The 17,266-nt window shown below is 40.2% G+C and carries 12 protein-coding genes; 4 read left to right on the top strand and 8 right to left on the bottom strand.

Features of this window, described 5'->3' with window-relative positions:
• The first annotated feature begins 150 nt into the window (after positions 1-150).
• A complete protein-coding gene (gene folD, locus HO345_RS12990; protein ID WP_253683263.1) occupies positions 151-1,032 on the top strand; it encodes a bifunctional methylenetetrahydrofolate dehydrogenase/methenyltetrahydrofolate cyclohydrolase FolD in 882 nt (293 codons plus the stop codon).
• Positions 1,033-1,110: 78 nt separating this feature from the next.
• Here the strand turns inward: folD and HO345_RS12995 are convergent, their stop codons facing one another.
• The 3 genes from HO345_RS12995 to HO345_RS13005 form a co-directional block, all read right to left on the bottom strand.
• The gene (locus HO345_RS12995; RefSeq protein ID WP_010694495.1) at positions 1,111-2,565 is read right to left on the bottom strand and encodes a carbon starvation CstA family protein; all 1,455 of its coding nucleotides are present in this window, start codon (positions 2,563-2,565) and stop codon (positions 1,111-1,113) included.
• Positions 2,566-2,682: 117 nt separating this feature from the next.
• A complete protein-coding gene (locus tag HO345_RS13000; RefSeq protein ID WP_253683264.1) occupies positions 2,683-3,330 on the bottom strand; it encodes a peroxiredoxin in 648 nt (215 codons plus the stop codon).
• A gap of 261 nt (positions 3,331-3,591) precedes the next feature.
• Positions 3,592-4,158 carry an NUDIX hydrolase gene (locus tag HO345_RS13005; RefSeq protein WP_253683265.1) on the bottom strand — a complete coding sequence of 189 codons (567 nt, stop codon included), beginning with the start codon at positions 4,156-4,158 and terminating at the stop codon, positions 3,592-3,594.
• Between the two features lie 84 nt (positions 4,159-4,242).
• Between HO345_RS13005 and HO345_RS13010 the strand changes: the two genes are divergently transcribed.
• Positions 4,243-5,064, top strand: a complete 822-nt coding sequence (locus HO345_RS13010) for a cytidylate kinase family protein (RefSeq protein WP_253683266.1) — start codon at positions 4,243-4,245, stop codon at positions 5,062-5,064.
• Positions 5,065-5,148: 84 nt separating this feature from the next.
• Here HO345_RS13010 and HO345_RS13015 read toward each other — a convergent pair whose 3' ends face one another.
• Positions 5,149-7,806 (bottom strand): heavy metal translocating P-type ATPase, encoded by a 2,658-nt coding sequence (locus HO345_RS13015; RefSeq protein ID WP_253683267.1) that lies wholly within the window; start codon positions 7,804-7,806, stop codon positions 5,149-5,151.
• Positions 7,807-7,938: 132 nt separating this feature from the next.
• Positions 7,939-8,853: an Rpn family recombination-promoting nuclease/putative transposase gene (locus tag HO345_RS13020; RefSeq protein WP_253683268.1), complete on the bottom strand. Its 915-nt coding sequence runs from the start codon at positions 8,851-8,853 to the stop codon at positions 7,939-7,941.
• A 212-nt stretch (positions 8,854-9,065) separates the two neighbouring features.
• Here HO345_RS13020 and HO345_RS13025 point away from each other — a divergent pair, with 212 nt between their 5' ends.
• Both HO345_RS13025 and HO345_RS13030 read left to right on the top strand, forming a co-directional pair.
• A complete protein-coding gene (locus HO345_RS13025) occupies positions 9,066-12,650 on the top strand; it encodes a DEAD/DEAH box helicase (protein WP_253683269.1) in 3,585 nt (1,194 codons plus the stop codon).
• Between the two features lie 69 nt (positions 12,651-12,719).
• The gene (locus HO345_RS13030; protein ID WP_253683270.1) at positions 12,720-13,775 is read left to right on the top strand and encodes a threonine aldolase family protein; all 1,056 of its coding nucleotides are present in this window, start codon (positions 12,720-12,722) and stop codon (positions 13,773-13,775) included.
• 17 nt (positions 13,776-13,792) lie between these two features.
• On the opposite strand, the gene HO345_RS13035 is transcribed toward HO345_RS13030, so the two are convergent.
• From HO345_RS13035 to gyrB, 3 genes are read right to left on the bottom strand one after another with little or no spacing between them, the layout of a single operon-like run.
• A complete protein-coding gene (locus tag HO345_RS13035) occupies positions 13,793-14,467 on the bottom strand; it encodes a hypothetical protein (RefSeq protein ID WP_010689353.1) in 675 nt (224 codons plus the stop codon).
• 40 nt (positions 14,468-14,507) lie between these two features.
• Positions 14,508-15,227: a DUF5058 family protein gene (locus tag HO345_RS13040; protein WP_253683271.1), complete on the bottom strand. Its 720-nt coding sequence runs from the start codon at positions 15,225-15,227 to the stop codon at positions 14,508-14,510.
• 14 nt (positions 15,228-15,241) lie between these two features.
• Positions 15,242-17,158: a DNA topoisomerase (ATP-hydrolyzing) subunit B gene (gene gyrB / locus HO345_RS13045; RefSeq protein ID WP_253683272.1), complete on the bottom strand. Its 1,917-nt coding sequence runs from the start codon at positions 17,156-17,158 to the stop codon at positions 15,242-15,244.
• Between the last annotated feature and the right edge of the window lie 108 nt (positions 17,159-17,266).

Consider the following 17,266-nt stretch of genomic DNA (forward strand, 5'->3'; position numbering starts at 1 on the left):
TGTCTATATGTAAGTCTTGCACAAAATCCTATTATGTTATACGATAGTAGATAGAGATAACATAGGAGTCCTTGTTTTTCAAGACCACTACGAGCTTAGAACAATCAAGGAGAATAATAGTTACTTGTACAACTAAATGGAGGAAAAAAAATGAGTGCAAAAATTATTGACGGTGCCCGGATAGCGGCAGACTTACGGGCCGATATTGCAAAAGACGTTGAAAAAATAAAGGCAAAGGGTGTTCAGCCTACTTTGGCCGTTATTTTGGTAGGGAATGACCCTGCATCCCAATCCTATGTAAAGGGAAAGACAAATGCTCTTCACGAAGTAGGAATGAATGACAGAACATTCAGACTGCCTGAGACGACAACTCAGGATGAATTGTTAAAACTTATCAAAGAGCTGAATGCCGACAAATTGGTAAACGGTATTTTGGTTCAATTACCATTGCCTAAGCAAATAGATCCTGATACGGTAATTGAAACTATAAGCCCCGAAAAAGATGTAGACGGATTCCATCCTGTAAATGTCGGAAAGCTCCTTTTAGGACATGACACCTTTATTCCCTGTACGCCTCACGGTGTAATTCATCTTTTAAAGAGAACCGGAGTTGAAACAAAAGGCGCAAAGGTTGTAATTGTAGGCCGCTCCAATATAGTCGGAAAACCCCTTTCCGTTTTGATGATGAATAAGGATGTAAACGCAACAGTAACCGTTTGCCACAGCGGTACAAAAAATTTACCTGAAGTTACAAAAGAGGCTGATATACTGGTTGCCGCTATGGGAAGACCCCAATTTATCAAAGCCGATATGATTAAAAAAGGCGCCGTCGTTATAGATGTAGGTGTAAACCGAATTGATGACAGTACTAAAAAGAGCGGCTTTAGGCTTGTAGGCGATGTTGATTTTGAACCTGCCTGTGAAATTGCCTCTGCAATAACACCTGTTCCAAAAGGAGTAGGCCCAATGACCATAGCCATGCTCGTTGCAAATACCCTTATAGCAGCAAAAAGGCAAAACGGTTTGGAATAAACCAAATTGATTTAATTTAGATGAAATAATGGCATTATAAAAAAACCCCGAATTGAGATTTTCAATTCGGGGTTTATTTTAAACTGATGGAGCCGGGATGGGCGGCACATCCGTACCGTTTTTCTTTTTTTTCATAATTACAAATATAAAGGAACCTAAACAGATAATAGCAGCAGCAATTCCTATGGGATAAGAAATCATCTTATCAAGCCTAAATCCTTCAGGAGCCATTAAAATATATGTAACCGAAACAGCGGTCATAAAAGTCGCCGGAACCAAAGCAATGATAAAATTTTTCTTATTTAAGAATAGATACATTGCTCCTACCCATAATGCAATCATTGCCAAAGTTTGATTTGACCATGCAAAATATCTCCAAATAATATTAAAGTTTATTTGGGATAGAAGACCTCCTATAGCTAAAAGAGGAATAGCCAATAAAAGTCTTTTAGCAATCGGTTTTTGATCTATCTTGAACCAGTCGGCAAGAGTTAAACGGGCGCTCCTAAATGCCGTATCTCCCGATGTAATAGGGCATGCAATAACGCCCAATACTGCCAAGAAACCTCCGATACCTCCTAATAACTTAAAGGAAATATCGTAAACAACACCTGCAGGGCCGCCCAAGGTTTTAAGAGCTTCTTGCAGCCCGCCTGTTCCATAATAAAACGTCATACCGGCAGCTGCCCAAACAAGAGCAATAATTCCTTCACCTACCATTGCACCATAAAATACCTTGTGTCCGTCAGCTTCGCTTTTAATACAGCGAGCCATTAAAGGAGATTGTGTTGCGTGGAATCCTGAAATAGCACCGCAAGCAATGGTAATAAACAGCAATGGCCAACGCGGTAAATTACCAGGGTGAACATTTGCCAATGAAAATTCGGGGATAGTCATTGTTCCGCGGAAAGCATTAAAAAGAATACCAGCGCCGATACCTAAGGCCATGATTATAAGAACAATACCGAAAACGGGATAAATCTTTCCGATAATCTTGTCTACCGGTAAAATTGTCGCAAGGAAATAATAAGCAAGAACAATAATCAGCCAAAAAGTTGAGCCGAATTTTTCCGGTGTGAGTTTTGCTAAAAGATCAGCAGGGCCTTTCATAAAGACCGTACCTACAAATATAAGCAAAACAACGGCAAAAATTCTCATAATCAATTTCATAATCGGGCCCAGATATACACCTGAAAGTTCCGAAATACTGGCTCCGTCATGTCTTTCGGAAATCATGCCCGAAAGGTAATCATGTACGCCGCCGGCAAAAATCGTTCCAAGTCCGATCCAAAAGAAAGCTGAAGCTCCCCAAAGGGCTCCCGAAATTGCTCCAAAAATCGGTCCCAATCCCGCTATATTCAATAATTGAATCAAGAATACGCGGCCCGTCGATAAAGGAACATAGTCAACGCCGTCCTGCTTGGATATTGCAGGTGTAGGTGCAGAAGAAACTCCAAATACTTTTTGGACATATTTTCCATAAACAAAATGTCCTACAATAAGTATTGCCAAACAAATAAAGAATGTAAGCATACTCGCCTCCTTGTAATAATACGGTAATAGTGTACCATATATTTAAAAAAAATACACCCCAAAAAACAATTTTTATATATAAAAATAGCCGATTATGACTAATCGGCTATTTAAATTTTACAAAGCTTTATGGCAGAACCAGAAATCGTAACCGTCATATTCCTTTAAGCGCTTTTTAGCTTCCGCTTCTGTGGGAGGCGGAGGAATGATGGCTCTGTCTTTGATAAGACCGTTATTAGGCCAATCTGCAGGCAAAGCAACCTTATTCTTATCCGAAGTTTGCAGGGCTTTAACGGCTCTGACAATTTCTTCCATATTTCGGCCGATTTCCTGCGGATAGTAAAGAACAAGTCTTACCTTTCCGTTGGGGTCAACGATAAATACTGCACGAACGGTGTTTGTGCCTTTTCCGGGGTGTAAGAGTCCGATTTGGTTTGCAATGCTGTCATTTGCAGCAATTACAGGGAAAGTAATCTCAACACCGAGTTTTTCCTTAATCCATTCAATCCATTTTAAATGGCTCTGCATTTGGTCGATTGAAAGACCGATTAATTTTACACCGAGTTTTTCAAACTCAGGCATGAGCTTTTGAAAAGCTACAAATTCCGTAGTACATACGGGCGTAAAATCGGCGGGATGGCTAAAAAGCACAAACCAGCTGCCTTTAAGATCACAAGGGAGCTTCATAGGCCCGTGTGTTGTTGAAACCGCTAACTGGGGGAAGTCATCTCCCAAGAGGGGCATATTCATTGTCATTTGTTCCATAATTTTCTCCTTAAAAAATTATTTTAAAGCGAACTTTTTTAAATAAACTTTTAGTGCTTTTTTAAGATTTTTTAGTATCTTTCAGTTATATACAAGCAAATTTTATGCTAAATATAAGAAAATCAAAATAAGACGTATTTTTATTAAAAATACGGGAATTTGTATTAAAATATTTAGAATTTCGATAAAAATAAGGTAGTCTATGTAAAATTTGCACCGTTATATCGGTGTTTATCACTGATATAACGGTGCACCGACATATCAGTGAAATTTTCTTTCTTTTAGGTATAGGAAAAGGGCTGCATTCATAATAGCATGAGTGTAGGGCGGATTACCCATGTTTTGAATAACTTTTTTAACGGGGATTTCAAGAATATTTAAAAATTCATCTTCATCAAGATTTTGTTTAACTTCTCCCTTGTCCAGCTCTGCCAAAAAGACTGTACAAGAGTTTTCCATTATTGCAGGATTAGGGGACAGTGTCGACAAGCATTTTATATTTTTAGGTGTGCGGCCGGTTTCTTCCAAAAGCTCCCTTAAAGCTGCCTCTTCCGGTTTTTCTCCTTTATCGACAACACCTCCGGGAAATTCTATGCAGACGCTTTCCGAACCGTGCCTCCACTGCTGTACCATAACAAAGATATCTTCTCCGGATGAGTTTCGGTATACGGGAATAACAATAACCCAACTAGGCGCTTTTAGAGAAATAAAGGTCTTTTTTTCTCCTTCAGGAGAAATACTGTCTTTTTCATATACGGTAATGACCCTTGTTTTTAAGATTTCTCTGGAAGAATCAGGCTTCCATTCAATCTTATTATTCTTTTCCATAAAAATCTCAATTCTCCATTTGACATATCAAGGATTTCGGGTTATTCTATTATAAAGCGAATTTAATTGCAATAGGAGGTTTTTATGGCAATTATAACTATTTCACGCAAAATCGCTTCCTTTGGTGACGAAACAGCGATTGAGCTGGCCAAGCTTTTAAATTACAACTTTGTTGACCGTAAGTCATTGGAAAAAGATTTGCTTGCAAGAGGCATTTCGGAAGTACAGCTAAAAAAATATGATGAGCGCAAACCCGGCTTTTGGGCATCCCTTTCAAGGGAAAGAGATTCCTATTTTGATTATCTGCGTGAAGCGGTGTATGAGCACGCTTCTTCAGGCAACAGTATTTTTATAGGCAGGGGAGGCTTCGCAATCTTAAGAAATGTGCCGGGCCTTTATTCGGTACGCTTGGTTGCTGCCGACGATATAAGAATTTCAAGATTGATGAAGGAGTTCAATTATTCCGAAAAAGAAGCGCGAGCACTGATGGAAGAAAGCGATAATAATAGAGACGGATTCCATAAGAATTTTTTTAACACGGCTAATGAGGACTCTTCCGAATATAATTTGGTTATAAATACGGGGCATATCAGCCCTCTTCAAGCCGCCGAGATAATCAAATACGGGCTTGAAAAAACTATAAGCAAAGAAGAGGCTGCCTCAGGCGATAAAAGATTAAAAGAGCTTTTATTAGCTCAAAGAATCGTAAACCACATTTCTTTCGATTTGAAACTTCAAATATATTTTCTTGAAGCCGATATTTCGAAAGATGAAATTATTTTACACGGTGTCGCCGATAACGCAGGTCTTATTCAAAAAGCCATAGATGTTGCTCAAGAAATGGCGGAAGGCCGCAAGGTTTCGTCTGCGATAAGTATGGTAAACGAGTATAAGCCTTTTCCGTAGGAGCTAAAAAGCATTTTACGTGAGCTTATAAAGAAATCGGCCGAATCTAAGTCCGGCCGATTTTTTCTTTTTAATAAAACAAGTCTATTCTACGGTGTAACCCGCATCTTCAATAGCTTTTTTTAGGTCTGCAACTGCAACGTTTTCAGGATGGGTGATAGTTGCGGTTTTTGCACCTAGGTCTATTTCGGCTGAAACGCCCGAAATCTTTGTTAGAGCTTCCTTAACATGGGAAACACAATGTTGGCACTGCATGCCGTTTACCTTTAATACGGTATTCATAAGTTCTTTCTCCTTAATTTTATTTTTATCCGTTAGGCAAGATTCTGTGTTTCCAGTATAACTTGAATCAGAACCTGCATCACGGTTTATTTTATATTTTCTTTTGGGCTTAAAATAATTTAAGCGCAAGGCATTGCTTACAACAGACACCGAACTTAAACTCATGGCAGCTGCTGCAATCATTGGGCTTAAAACAATTCCGAAGAGAGGGTAAAAAGCTCCTGCCGCCAAGGGTATACATAGAGAATTATAAAAGAGAGCCCAAAAAAGATTTTCTTTTATATTCCGCATAACGGCACGGCTTAACTGAATAGAATCTACGGCTGTTTGTAAATTATCGTTCATCAAAATAATATCGGCACTTTCGATAGCTATATCCGTTCCGTTTCCTATGGCTATGCCTACATCGGCTGTCATAAGGGCAGGAGCATCGTTTATGCCGTCTCCTATCATAGCCGTTTTAAGACCTGCTTGTTGCAATTTTTCGATTTCGTTTTTTTTGTTTTGAGGCAAGAGCTCGGCAGCAAAATCATCCACTCCCGTTTGAGCCTTTATGGCATTTGCCGTTTTTTTGTTGTCACCCGTAAGTATTATGGTCTTTATGCCCATAGCCTTAAATTCGGCTATTGACTCAATGCTGTCTTCCTTAATCTTGTCGGCAACAGCTATAATTCCTATGAGCTTTGCACCCGTATCGGTTTCCGAAGAACTTCCGCCTGTACCGCCGCTTACGCCAATCAAAAGAGGGGTCGCTCCCTTTTCCGCAAGGATATCTATTTCGGACTTGGCATGGGAAATTTCGATATTGTTTTTTTGGAAGAGCTTTTCATTTCCTGCAAATATTTTTAGGCCCGAAGCTTCTTCAATACCCGAAATCCCGAAACCGTGTTCAGCCTTAAAGTCCTTAATTTTTAAAGCTTCTAAGTTTTTTTCCTTTGCCCGTTTTATAACGGCGTTTGCGAGGGGGTGCTCGGAAAGCACTTCAAGACTATAGGCAAAGCTTAAGACTTCGTCCTCGCTAAAGTTTTCGGTTTTTTTAATTGCGATTACATCGGGGCGGCCTTGGGTTATTGTACCGGTCTTATCCAAGACTACGGTGTTTGTTTTATGAGCCGTTTCAAGGGCTTCTGCAGAGCGGATTAAGATACCCAGCCGAGCTCCCTTGCCTGTTCCGGCCATAATGGCTGTAGGCGTTGCAAGGCCTAGGGCACAGGGACAGGAAATTACAAGCACCGAAATTGCTCTGGAAAGAGCGAATTCAAAGTTTTCGCCTGCAATCAGCCAGATAAAAAGCGTAATCACCGCAATAGCTATGACCGCAGGCACGAAGTAGTTGCTTATTTTATCTGCGAGTTTAGAAACGGGAGCCTTTGAGGCTGAGGCTTCTTCTACAAGGGCAATTATTTGGGAAAGGGTTGTATCATCGCCAACTCTTTCAGCCTTAAAGGTAAATGTTCCCGATAAATTTATGGAGGCACTTACTACCTTGTCTCCTGCGGTTTTTTCGACAGGGAGGCTCTCGCCCGTAATTGCAGCCTCATCTACCGAAGAACTCCCTTCTACTATAATACCGTCAACGGGAATGGAAAAACCGGGCTTGATTAAAATCAAATCACCCTTTACAATTTCTTCAACCGGAATTTCCTCTTCATTACCGTTCCTTATAACAAGGGCTGTTTTGGGTTTAAGATTCATCAGCTTTGTAATTGCCTGAGAAGTTTTTCCCTTTGCATTGGCTTCAAGGAATTTCCCCAAGCTTACGAGGGTTAAAATCATCGCAGCCGATTCAAAGTAAAGATCCCCGGCAAAAAGCCTTACCGTTTCCATATCTCCATGCCCCATTCCGTAGGCCATCTTATAAATAGCAAAGATGCCGTAAATAAGGGCTGCGCCGGAACCGACCGCAACGAGGGAGTCCATATTGGGAGCCTTGTTTAAAAAAGCCTTAAAGCCTCCCGTAAAGAATTTTTTATTTATAATCAGCACGGGAAGAGCAAGCAGAAATTGAGTAAAACTAAAAATAAGAGCATTTTCTATTCCGTGCAAAAAATGAGGAATCGGAAGGGAGGCCATGTGTCCCATAGACACATAAAAAAGAGGAATCATAAAGACCAAAGACAAGATTAGCCTTTTTTTTATTCTATCTCTTTCAAGTTTGGCGGCATCGTTTTGAAATGAGCGGGAACCGGAAGTCTTGCCGGCAACATCAGCCGAATTTTTATTTGAAGAAGAGCTTTTTAAACTATCAGCAAGCGAGGCTCCGTATCCGGCTTTTTCAACCGCCTCTATAATCTTATCCGCACTGAGGAAAGCCTCATCGTAATTGACGCTCATGCTGTTGGTTAAAAGATTTACCTGTACCTCGGCGGCTCCTTCAAGTTTTTCGACAGCCCTTTGAACATGGGAAGAACAAGCCGAGCAAGTCATTCCCGTAATATTGAACTTTATTTTTTTACTCATGCTACTAATATACAACTTTTAAACGGAAAGGTCTAGGAAGGTTTAAAGGGGCTGTAATAAAAAACTCCGAAAGGAATTGGAGCATTCCAGACGGAAAAAACAAAAATACTTTTTAAAAGATGATAAAGTTAATTATAAGCTTTCGATTTCTTCAACAGAAAGGCCGGATATTGTGCAAATATCACTAATCGGATAATTCATCTTTTTCATCAACTTTGCCGTTTCAAGTTTAGCTTGGTAAGAGCCATTAGCAAAGCCTTGTTGTATGCCTTGCTCTATCCCTTTTATTTCTCCCTGCAATATTCCTTCTTCAATGCCTTTTCGATAACCTTCGCTTATACATGAAGCCCTGTCATGTTCATATTTCATACGGGAATCATAAAGCCATTTATCTCTAGGACTCATTTCCATTACAGAAATAGCGGTATTTGCTTTTTTCATTATCTCTGAATTTTCTGCTAACACTTCTCTCACCTCCGGATTATCAGTTTCGATAAATTTAAGCCAGTTTAATAAGCGTTTTGTTTTATTATTTTTATATTGACCTTCCTTTAAGAGCCTTGCCTTTTCAAGGTTTAGTATATGAATCTCAAGTTTTGAAACTAAAGGCTCTTTTGTATCTTGTTCAAGAACAAGATACTTGTTGTGTAAACGCTTATTTTTATTAAAGCCTTTTCCTATCAAATTTATTGTAATACACTTTGGCAGTTTTGTATAGTCTTGACCTTGTTTTATAGCTTCGTTATACATTTTAGACCAATAATATAAGGTCCTTTCAGGAAAATCAAAATACCAACTGTTTTGAATTTCAATGTCGACAAAGGTTCCGTCTTTTAGTCTTAACTTGATGTCCAATATACCTAGCTTTTCACTTAAAAGTTCCTTATGAAACTCCTTATCCAAGAGCTCCAAACCTGCGATATTCTCAGGCGGAATATCCAGTATACATTCCAGTAAGTCCTGTAGTACGTCTTTGTTTTCTTCCGCTCCGAAGACTCGCTTAAAGGCGTAATCGTTGCGGAGAGTTATTTTAAACAATTTTTCCATTTTTACCTCTAATAAAAATTATTTGAAAAGAAAAAAAAATTCCCCCTTTCATAATTATTATAGAAATTATTTGTAGTTAATAGTAAAATTTGAAAAAGAATTTATCGATTATGCTACAAATACCAAATAGGTATGTGCTGTTGCTGCTGATAAAGCAATCTTTGTTTAATACGCAATTGTAAATCCGTTCCTCTTTTGCTATACTCTTCCTTATGGCAAGACAGACTTACGGGACGACACCTTGGGGTGCATGGTTTTTGGAGATGCTGAAAGCCTATGATGATTCAGGCCGATTGTCCAGAGGGAAAACTTATGCAAACACAGGGAAGGTAAATTCTCTTGTGGTAAACGGGCAAACGGCGGGAGCAAAGGTAAAGGGGAACTATTCTCCTTGGTACCATGTGTATTTTAAATTCCCGCCCCTTTCAAAAACAAATGAAATCGCAATCCGCTCAATCTTAGAAAAACATCCGATTGAACTTGCAGGCCTTAGAGCGGGAATTATGAGCCCGGCCCTCATCGAAGCCTTAAAGAAAAAAAAGGTAAGGCTCATTCCTGCCCGCTGGAATTTAATTGAAAGAGATTGCACCTGCCCCGATTCGGGAGACCCTTGCAAGCACATGGCGGCCGTTCTTTTTTTGCTTGCCAAAGAAATAGACCATGACCCGCGCCTCTTGTTTAAGCTTGCGGACTTTGACATCGATTCTATAAATGTACCGGAAACCGAAGCCTTCGAAAAAGGCGGAACACAAAAACTCGGACTTCTTCAAGAGCATCCTGTTCCGTTGAGTCTCCGCAAAAATGAAACTTTAAATGAAGCAGCAGATTTATCTTCAGGCTCATCAGTCAATGAGGCCGCTCATAATTCTTGTGAATTGCAGAGCCCGTTAAAGTTTTCCCTTGGGGAATCCTATCTTCCGCTGATAACAAATATTCTTCCTCCTGAACCTAATTTTTCGTCAAGCGATTTTATAATAAAGCTGACGGAATTTTATCACAAGGCGGTTTTAAATTACGGACTTAACTTTTACAGTCAAGAAAAGCAAAGTGAAAAACAAGAAGAAAAATCGGTAAACCCTTTTTTATTTGCGAGGGTAAAAATAAATATCGACAATATCCGAAAACAAAAAAGAGTATTCCCCCTTGAACCTAAAAGCCCTTTAACGGTAAACATAAAATTAAACGAAACCCGCGAAATAAATCAAACCCTTTTGCAAGCTCAAAATTTTTATAAAACAAGAAACAGCTTAAACGAGATGAGCCCCTCGGTTAAAATTCTTTTTTCTCTCTTTGCCCTTGCAGGAAAACTGATTCAAAGCTCTGCATTTATACCCGCCGTATTTACAGAAAACAAAAAACTTTTTATCTTTTGGAAAAGCCTTTCAGCTTCTTCCGAAATAAAGGCCGACATTCTTAAATTTGCAGCTTCCCTCACAAAGGACTTTTTTCTTCCGGTTGAAAAATGGGGAAGGCTCTATTGCGCAGAACTTTTGCTTACAGCTCTTTTAACCGAATATGCGGCATCTTTAAAATTCTTTCCTAACAAGTCCTATACTAAGGATAAAGAAATAGATAAGCTCTTTTTTTCAAATGAAGAAATAGATATAAACATTCCCGGCAAGCGGAATTTGGATACGGTAATTTATTCTTGGCTTTCGGTTCTAAGTTACAGTAATTGCGGATATGAATACCGTTTAACCTTGGAGGCCTTAAAGGACGACGAATTCTTTTTGCTTTCCGCCCTTGTCCGCAAGGCTAAAGAAAAGCAAATAGAGGCAGGCGATGACTCCTTCGCTCTTGAAGCAGAGGCCCCATTTGCCGAATTGAATATTGCAGCAAAGAGGAGTAAAAACCCTGACGATATTTTACGCTTTCCTGCAACCCTTTCGGCTTACTTACCGGCTCTTTCGATTCTTGCAATTAAAAAAAATGTGATGCTTTCGCGGGAAGAAACGGGACTTTTTTTACAAAAGTCGGCAAAGCTTTTACAGCGTTTCGGCATCGATATAGTTTTACCTAAAAGCCTAAAAAACGTTTTGACTCCCAAACCTGTCATAAGCGTAAAATCCGTAAAGGGGGCAGGAAATGTAGTTTCATTTTTAAACATTGATGATGTTCTTTCTTATGACCGAGCCCTAATGTTGGGAGATACATTAATAGATATAGAAGAATTTAAAAAGCTCTTTTTAAATAAATCGGGCTTGGTAAAATTTAACGATCAGTTTCTTTTACTTGATCCCGAAGAAGTTGCCAAGATGTTAAAGGCCCTTGAAAAACCGGCAGATACAAAAGAAGTCTTACAAGCTGTCCTTTCGGGAAACGCAGTCTGTTCCAAACCCGCCTCAGAAATTATCAAGGGTATTTTCAGGCAAGAAGAGGTTCCCGTTCCTCAAAATCTAAATGCGGAATTAAGGCCTTATCAAGAACAGGGCTACCGCTGGCTTTATGCAAACATCAAAAGCGGCTTCGGCTGTCTTTTGGCCGACGACATGGGCTTGGGTAAAACCGTACAGATTATAAGTCTAATGCTTAGCTTCAAAAATTCAAAAGAAGCGGAATCGCCTTTTTTGGTTATAGCTCCTGCAAGCCTTCTTTCAAACTGGGAACATGAAATAGCAAAATTCGCTCCTTCCCTTAAAACTGCCGTTTATCATGGGGCCGGGCGTAAATTCAATATCGAAGCCGATGTAATAATAAGCACATATCAAACTATGCAAAAAGATATAGAAAAATTAAAAGACAAAAAAGTTTTTTGCATTATTTTAGATGAAGCTCAGGCTATAAAAAATTCGGGAACAAAAAAGGCTCATGCCGTAAAGGCAATTCAGGCGAAGGGCAGAATTGCTCTTACCGGTACTCCGGTCGAAAACAACCTTGAAGACATGCGTTCCATATTCGACTTTTTTCTTCCCGGCTATTTAGGTACAGCCGACGAGTTTAGAAAAAAATGGCGTATTCCGATTGAGCTTCATAATTCGGAAACCGAAGCAGACGATTTAAAAAAAATTACCTCTCCCTTTTTGCTCCGCCGTCTAAAGACCGATCCCAAGGTTATCTCGGATTTGCCGGATAAGATAATTACAAATCAATATTGCAATCTGACACCTGAGCAGCTGGCAATTTATGAAAACCTTGTAGAAACGGAATTGCACAAGGTAATGGGAGCCGAAACTAAGATTGAGAGGCAGGCCTATGTTCTAAAACTTTTAACGGCCTTAAAACAGGTGTGCAATCATCCGAGAGCCTATGACAAGGAAACTCCCATCGAAATGAAATACTCAGGCAAGGCCGCTGTCCTCATCGAGCTTTTAAACGAAATAATTTCTTCGGGAGGAAAGGCAATTATTTTCAGCCAATATGTAGGCACCCTCGACATTTTAAAAAATATTATTCAAAAAGAATTGGGAACCGAACCTCTTTTGCTTCACGGTCAAATGCCCGCCTCAAAAAGAAAAAAGGCTGTAGAGGTTTTTCAAACGGATCCCGCTTACCGCATCTTTTTAATTTCGCTTAAGGCGGGAGGTACCGGCCTTAACTTGACGGCAGCTAACAGGGTAATTCACTTTGACCTTTGGTACAATCCCGCAGTTGAAGATCAGGCCACAGACAGGGCATTTAGAATAGGGCAGACAAAAAACGTTTTCGTGCACCGCCTTATCTGCTCCGGTACCTTTGAAGAAAAAATTGACGAGATGATTCAAAAAAAACGGGAAATAAGCGGTATGAGCATTTCTTCAGGTGAAACGTGGATTTCAAAATTGAGCAATGAAGAGTTAGCCGGTCTTTTTAAGAGTTAATTCAAACATAAATCCAAACATTGATAAACCTCTTTTTTTATGATATAATCTAAACTTAGGAGGCTTGGTATGTATTTTTTTATAAATGATTACAGCGAAGGTTGCCACCCAAAAATTCTTAAAACATTGACAGAAACAAATGAAGAACAAACCGTCGGTTACGGCTGCGACACATACTGTGCAGATGCTGCAGACCTTATCTTAAAAGAATTGGATGCTCCTCAGAGTAAGGTTTATTTTTTCTCGGGAGGAACACAAACCAATCTGACCATGATAGCCTCCGTACTAAGACCCCATCAGGGAGTGATCGCCGCCGATACAGGGCATATAAACGTACATGAGTCGGGAGCCATCGAAGCTTGCGGACACAAGGTTCTAACCATCGAATCGGCAAACGGAAAAATAACGGCGGAGCAGGCTGAGGCTCTTATAAAGGCTCATTACGATGATCCCACAGCAGAGCATATGGTTCAGCCCGGAATGATTTATATTTCAAATCCTACGGAACTCGGCACCATTTATTCAAAAAAAGAATTACAGGATTTAAAGCTGACCGCTCAAAAATATTCCGTACCCCTTTACGTTGACGGAGCCCGCCTAGGGACAGCCCTCACAGCTGACAATAACGATTTAAGCCTTGCAGACATGGCAAGATATACGGACGCCTTTTATATAGGCGGAACAAAGATGGGAGCTCTTTTCGGTGAAGCCCTTATAATAAACAACCAGGATCTTCAAAAAGACTTTAGGTATATACAAAAACAAAAAGGCGGCCTTTTTGCAAAGGGCAGACTTTTAGGCCTTCAGTTTAAAACTCTTTTTACGGATAAGCTTTACTTCGAAATAGGAAGAACAATGAACGAAACGGCTAAACTGATCCGTAAAGGTTTTTCCGATAGGGGCTTTTCTTTTTTTATGGAAAGCGAAACAAATCAGAGCTTCCCAATAATCGAAAACAGCTTTTTAGCTAAAATAGAAAAAGAATTTAAATGCGAATTTTGGGCAAAAATTTCAGAAAACCAAACAGCAGTTCGTTTTTGTACCTCATGGGCAACAACAAAAGAGGCGGTAAAAAAACTTTTTGAATACGTGGACGAAATAAAAAGCAACGAGAGCAAAAAATAATAAGGTATTCGGTTATTTTAAATTTTTCCTTTCTTATACATTATCCTTGTGTAAATGATTGTAATTGCGGCTCCTACAGGAATGAGCATACTTATGGCCTTTCCAAGCTGCGGCATTGCAATAAAAAGAATCAGCATAAAGGCAAAGGGGACTGCGGCAATCTTAGGATTTTTTGCAACAAAGACTACCAGAAGGCCGCCGAAAAGGGCCGGCAAGATATTTTTAAAGGCCGGTGCCATGATGGGAGATTCCAATATTGGTTTTAACTGAGTCAATAAAAGCATTCCCAAAACCAAGATAAGGGTTGTAGTAATGGAAGAAACCGCGACGGCGATTGTGGTAACCACATCGCCTTCTTCGGTATTGGCTTCAACCTTTGCCGTCTCCAAGGCTAAGACTCCGCAGGGCACTTTTAGGTTTGTCAAGTTTCCTGTGATAAAGCCTACATAGGTTCCGCCCGCACCGAGCATGGGGGCAAAGGTAAAGGCTTCAATAATTCCTACCGGCCAAAAAACAACGGCAACACCGAAAAGCCCCCTTAAAAGAAGCCAAAAATTAGGCCAAGTATTATAGTAAATACAGGTAAAAAGAGGATAAGAAAGAAACATTATAATAGCTATTATCATCCATGTTCTTCCCCACCTATGTATGCTTTTTTCATATGAACCGAATTCGATTTGTGTATCTTGCATAAAATCCTCCTATAAGAAGTTCCATAAAAACTTAAATGATTTAAGCTATCAACATGGTAATCGGAATGGAAAAAGCCATTCCTCCCAAAAGGCTTATCGGCATAGCATAGCTTTCAAGCCACTTAGCCCTTGTCTTTTTTACGATTAAACCGCAGACAAGCATTAAAAAGGCCGAAAAGAACATTACAAAAACCGGAATCCAGCCCTTAAGACCTAGCCGAATTTCCGAAAATATCATTCCTAAAAAGGCGGAAATCATTCCCATAAAAAGAGCATCGATGAGGAGCTTACTCCATTTTTCATCCTTGGACTTCATCTTAATAAGATTTTTTTGCATCTTTGGCAGAAAAAGAGCAATCACGACAATCCCCGAAATTATTCCGAGGGCCATAACCCAAGAAATAGTCGTATAGGCCGTTGCATTTGCAATCGGCTGATCCAGAGGAATGTCTAAAACGGAAGCTGCCGTGCTCGCCGCCGTAAGTTCATAAGTTAAGGCTCCCAGTACCGAAAGGCGGAGCCAAGGCAGGGGAAGTCCTAAAAATTTGGAAAGGCTTATCATGCCTAGAATGATTGAAATGGCGGGTGCAACCGTAAAAACCGCTGCTCCAGAGATAATTTGCTTTATCTTTTTTTTGGGCATATTGAGCTCTTTTGCCCGCCGCAAAGCCTTTATCAAAAAGAAGACGGACTGAATTAAAACAAAGAGTATCACAACTCCTGCAAACCAAAAGAGCACAGAACTATTAACATCAAACATACATACCCCTAATATTACACATCCAGATTTGCATAGACGGCGTTTTCTTCGATGAACTTTCGGCGGGGTTCGACTTCTTCTCCCATTAGGGTGCTGAAAATTCTGTCGGCTTCAACGGCATCCGGAAGGGTAACCCTCATCATTTTCCGTCTTGCCGGGTCCATAGTTGTTTCCCAAAGCTGGGTTCCGTCCATTTCGCCCAAACCCTTGTACCGCTGAACGGCAGCATTGTTTCCGCGTCCTATTTGATCCAAAACGGAATCCCTTTCATCATCATTGTAAACATACCATTCTTTTTTATTGTGCGAAATTTTATAAAGAGGCGGCATGGCAATGTAGACATAACCTCTTTCAATAACCTGAGGCATGTATCTAAAAAAGAATGTTAAAAGAAGCGTACGGATATGGGAGCCGTCAACATCGGCATCGGCCATTATTATAACCTTATGATAGCGTAATTTTTCTATATTAAAATCCTTGCCTATACCTGTGCCGAGGGTCGCAATAATGGGCTGAAGCTTTTCATTGTTTACAACCTTGTCGAGGCGGGTTTTTTCGACGTTGAGCATTTTTCCCCAGAGGGGCAGGATGGCTTGCGTCTTACTGTCCCTTCCTTTTTTTGCAGAGCCGCCTGCAGAGTCTCCCTCAACTATGTAAACTTCGCAAGACTCAGGGTCTTTTAAAGAACAGTCTGCAAGTTTTCCGGGAAGACCGAAACTGTCCAAACCGCTTTTTCTTCTGGTAGCTTCCTTTGCTCTTCTGGCGGCAATTCGGGCGGCGGCCTCGGCGACACATTTTTCTAAAACCTTTTCCACCTCGCTCGGGTTTTGTTCAAAAAATAAGGTAAGCTTTTCGTTTACAAATGAGTCAACGATACCCCGAACATCGCTGTTGCCCAGCTTTGTTTTTGTTTGTCCTTCAAACTGAGGTTCGGGAACCTTAACTGAAACGATGGCGGTAAGACCTGCGCGGACATCTTCTCCCGTAAGCTTTTCTTCCTTATCCATCTTTTTTACAAGTTTAGGATATTTCTTTAAGAATTCGTTCATTACACGGGTCAAGGCTGTCTTAAAACCTTCAAGGTGAGAGCCCCCTTCGCGGGTGTTTATATCGTTTACAAACGAAAGGAGGTTTTCGTTATAGCCGTCATTGTACTGAATGGCAACCTCACAGATAATATCGTTTTTTTCTCCTTCGATAAAAACAGGGCTTTTCGGAAAAACTTGTTTTGATTCGTTCAAATAAGAAACAAACTGCGATATTCCGCCCTCAAAGGCGAAGGTAACCTCTTTTGGAGTAGAAAGGCGCTCATCCCGCATCGTAATGGAAATTCGGCTGTTTAAGAAGGCCAACTCCCTTAAACGGGTTGAAAGCACTTCAAAATTGTACACGGTAGTTTCGGTAAAGATAGAAGAATCTACTGCCCACCTGATAACAGTACCGCTTTTTTCGGTTTCGCCTATTTTTTTTACGGGTTCAAGAATGGAGCCTTTTTCAAACTTTGCATAATGCTCAAAGCCGTCCTTGTAGACCTTGGCTTCCATCCAAACGGAAAGAGCGTTTACTACCGAAACACCTACACCGTGCAAACCGCCAGAAACCTTGTAAGAACCCTTGTCGAATTTACCGCCGGCATGAAGGCGGGTTAAAACAAGCTCCAAGGCACTTATTTTTTCGGTAGGGTGAATATCTACCGGGATTCCTCGGCCATTGTCTTCTACACGGACAATATCGTTCGGCTCAAGCACCACCAAAATTTTATCGCAAAAACCGGCCATAGCCTCGTCTATACAGTTATCTACAACCTCATAAACAAGATGATGAAGACCGTCCGGCCCCGTTGAACCTATATACATACCCGGTCTTTTTCTGACCGCTTCCAAACCTTTTAAAACCGTAATATTATCTGCCGAATAATTTGACTTTGTCATTTTTTTCCCTTAAAAACTTATAAATTCCAATAAAATTTGACAATAAATGCCTTTTTTCATTCTATCATTATTGCAAAAAAAAGTAAAGAAGTAGTATAATGGCCCCCT

The sequence above is a fragment of the Treponema denticola genome, from assembly GCF_024181645.1.
GTDB lineage: Bacteria > Spirochaetota > Spirochaetia > Treponematales > Treponemataceae > Treponema_B > Treponema_B denticola_A.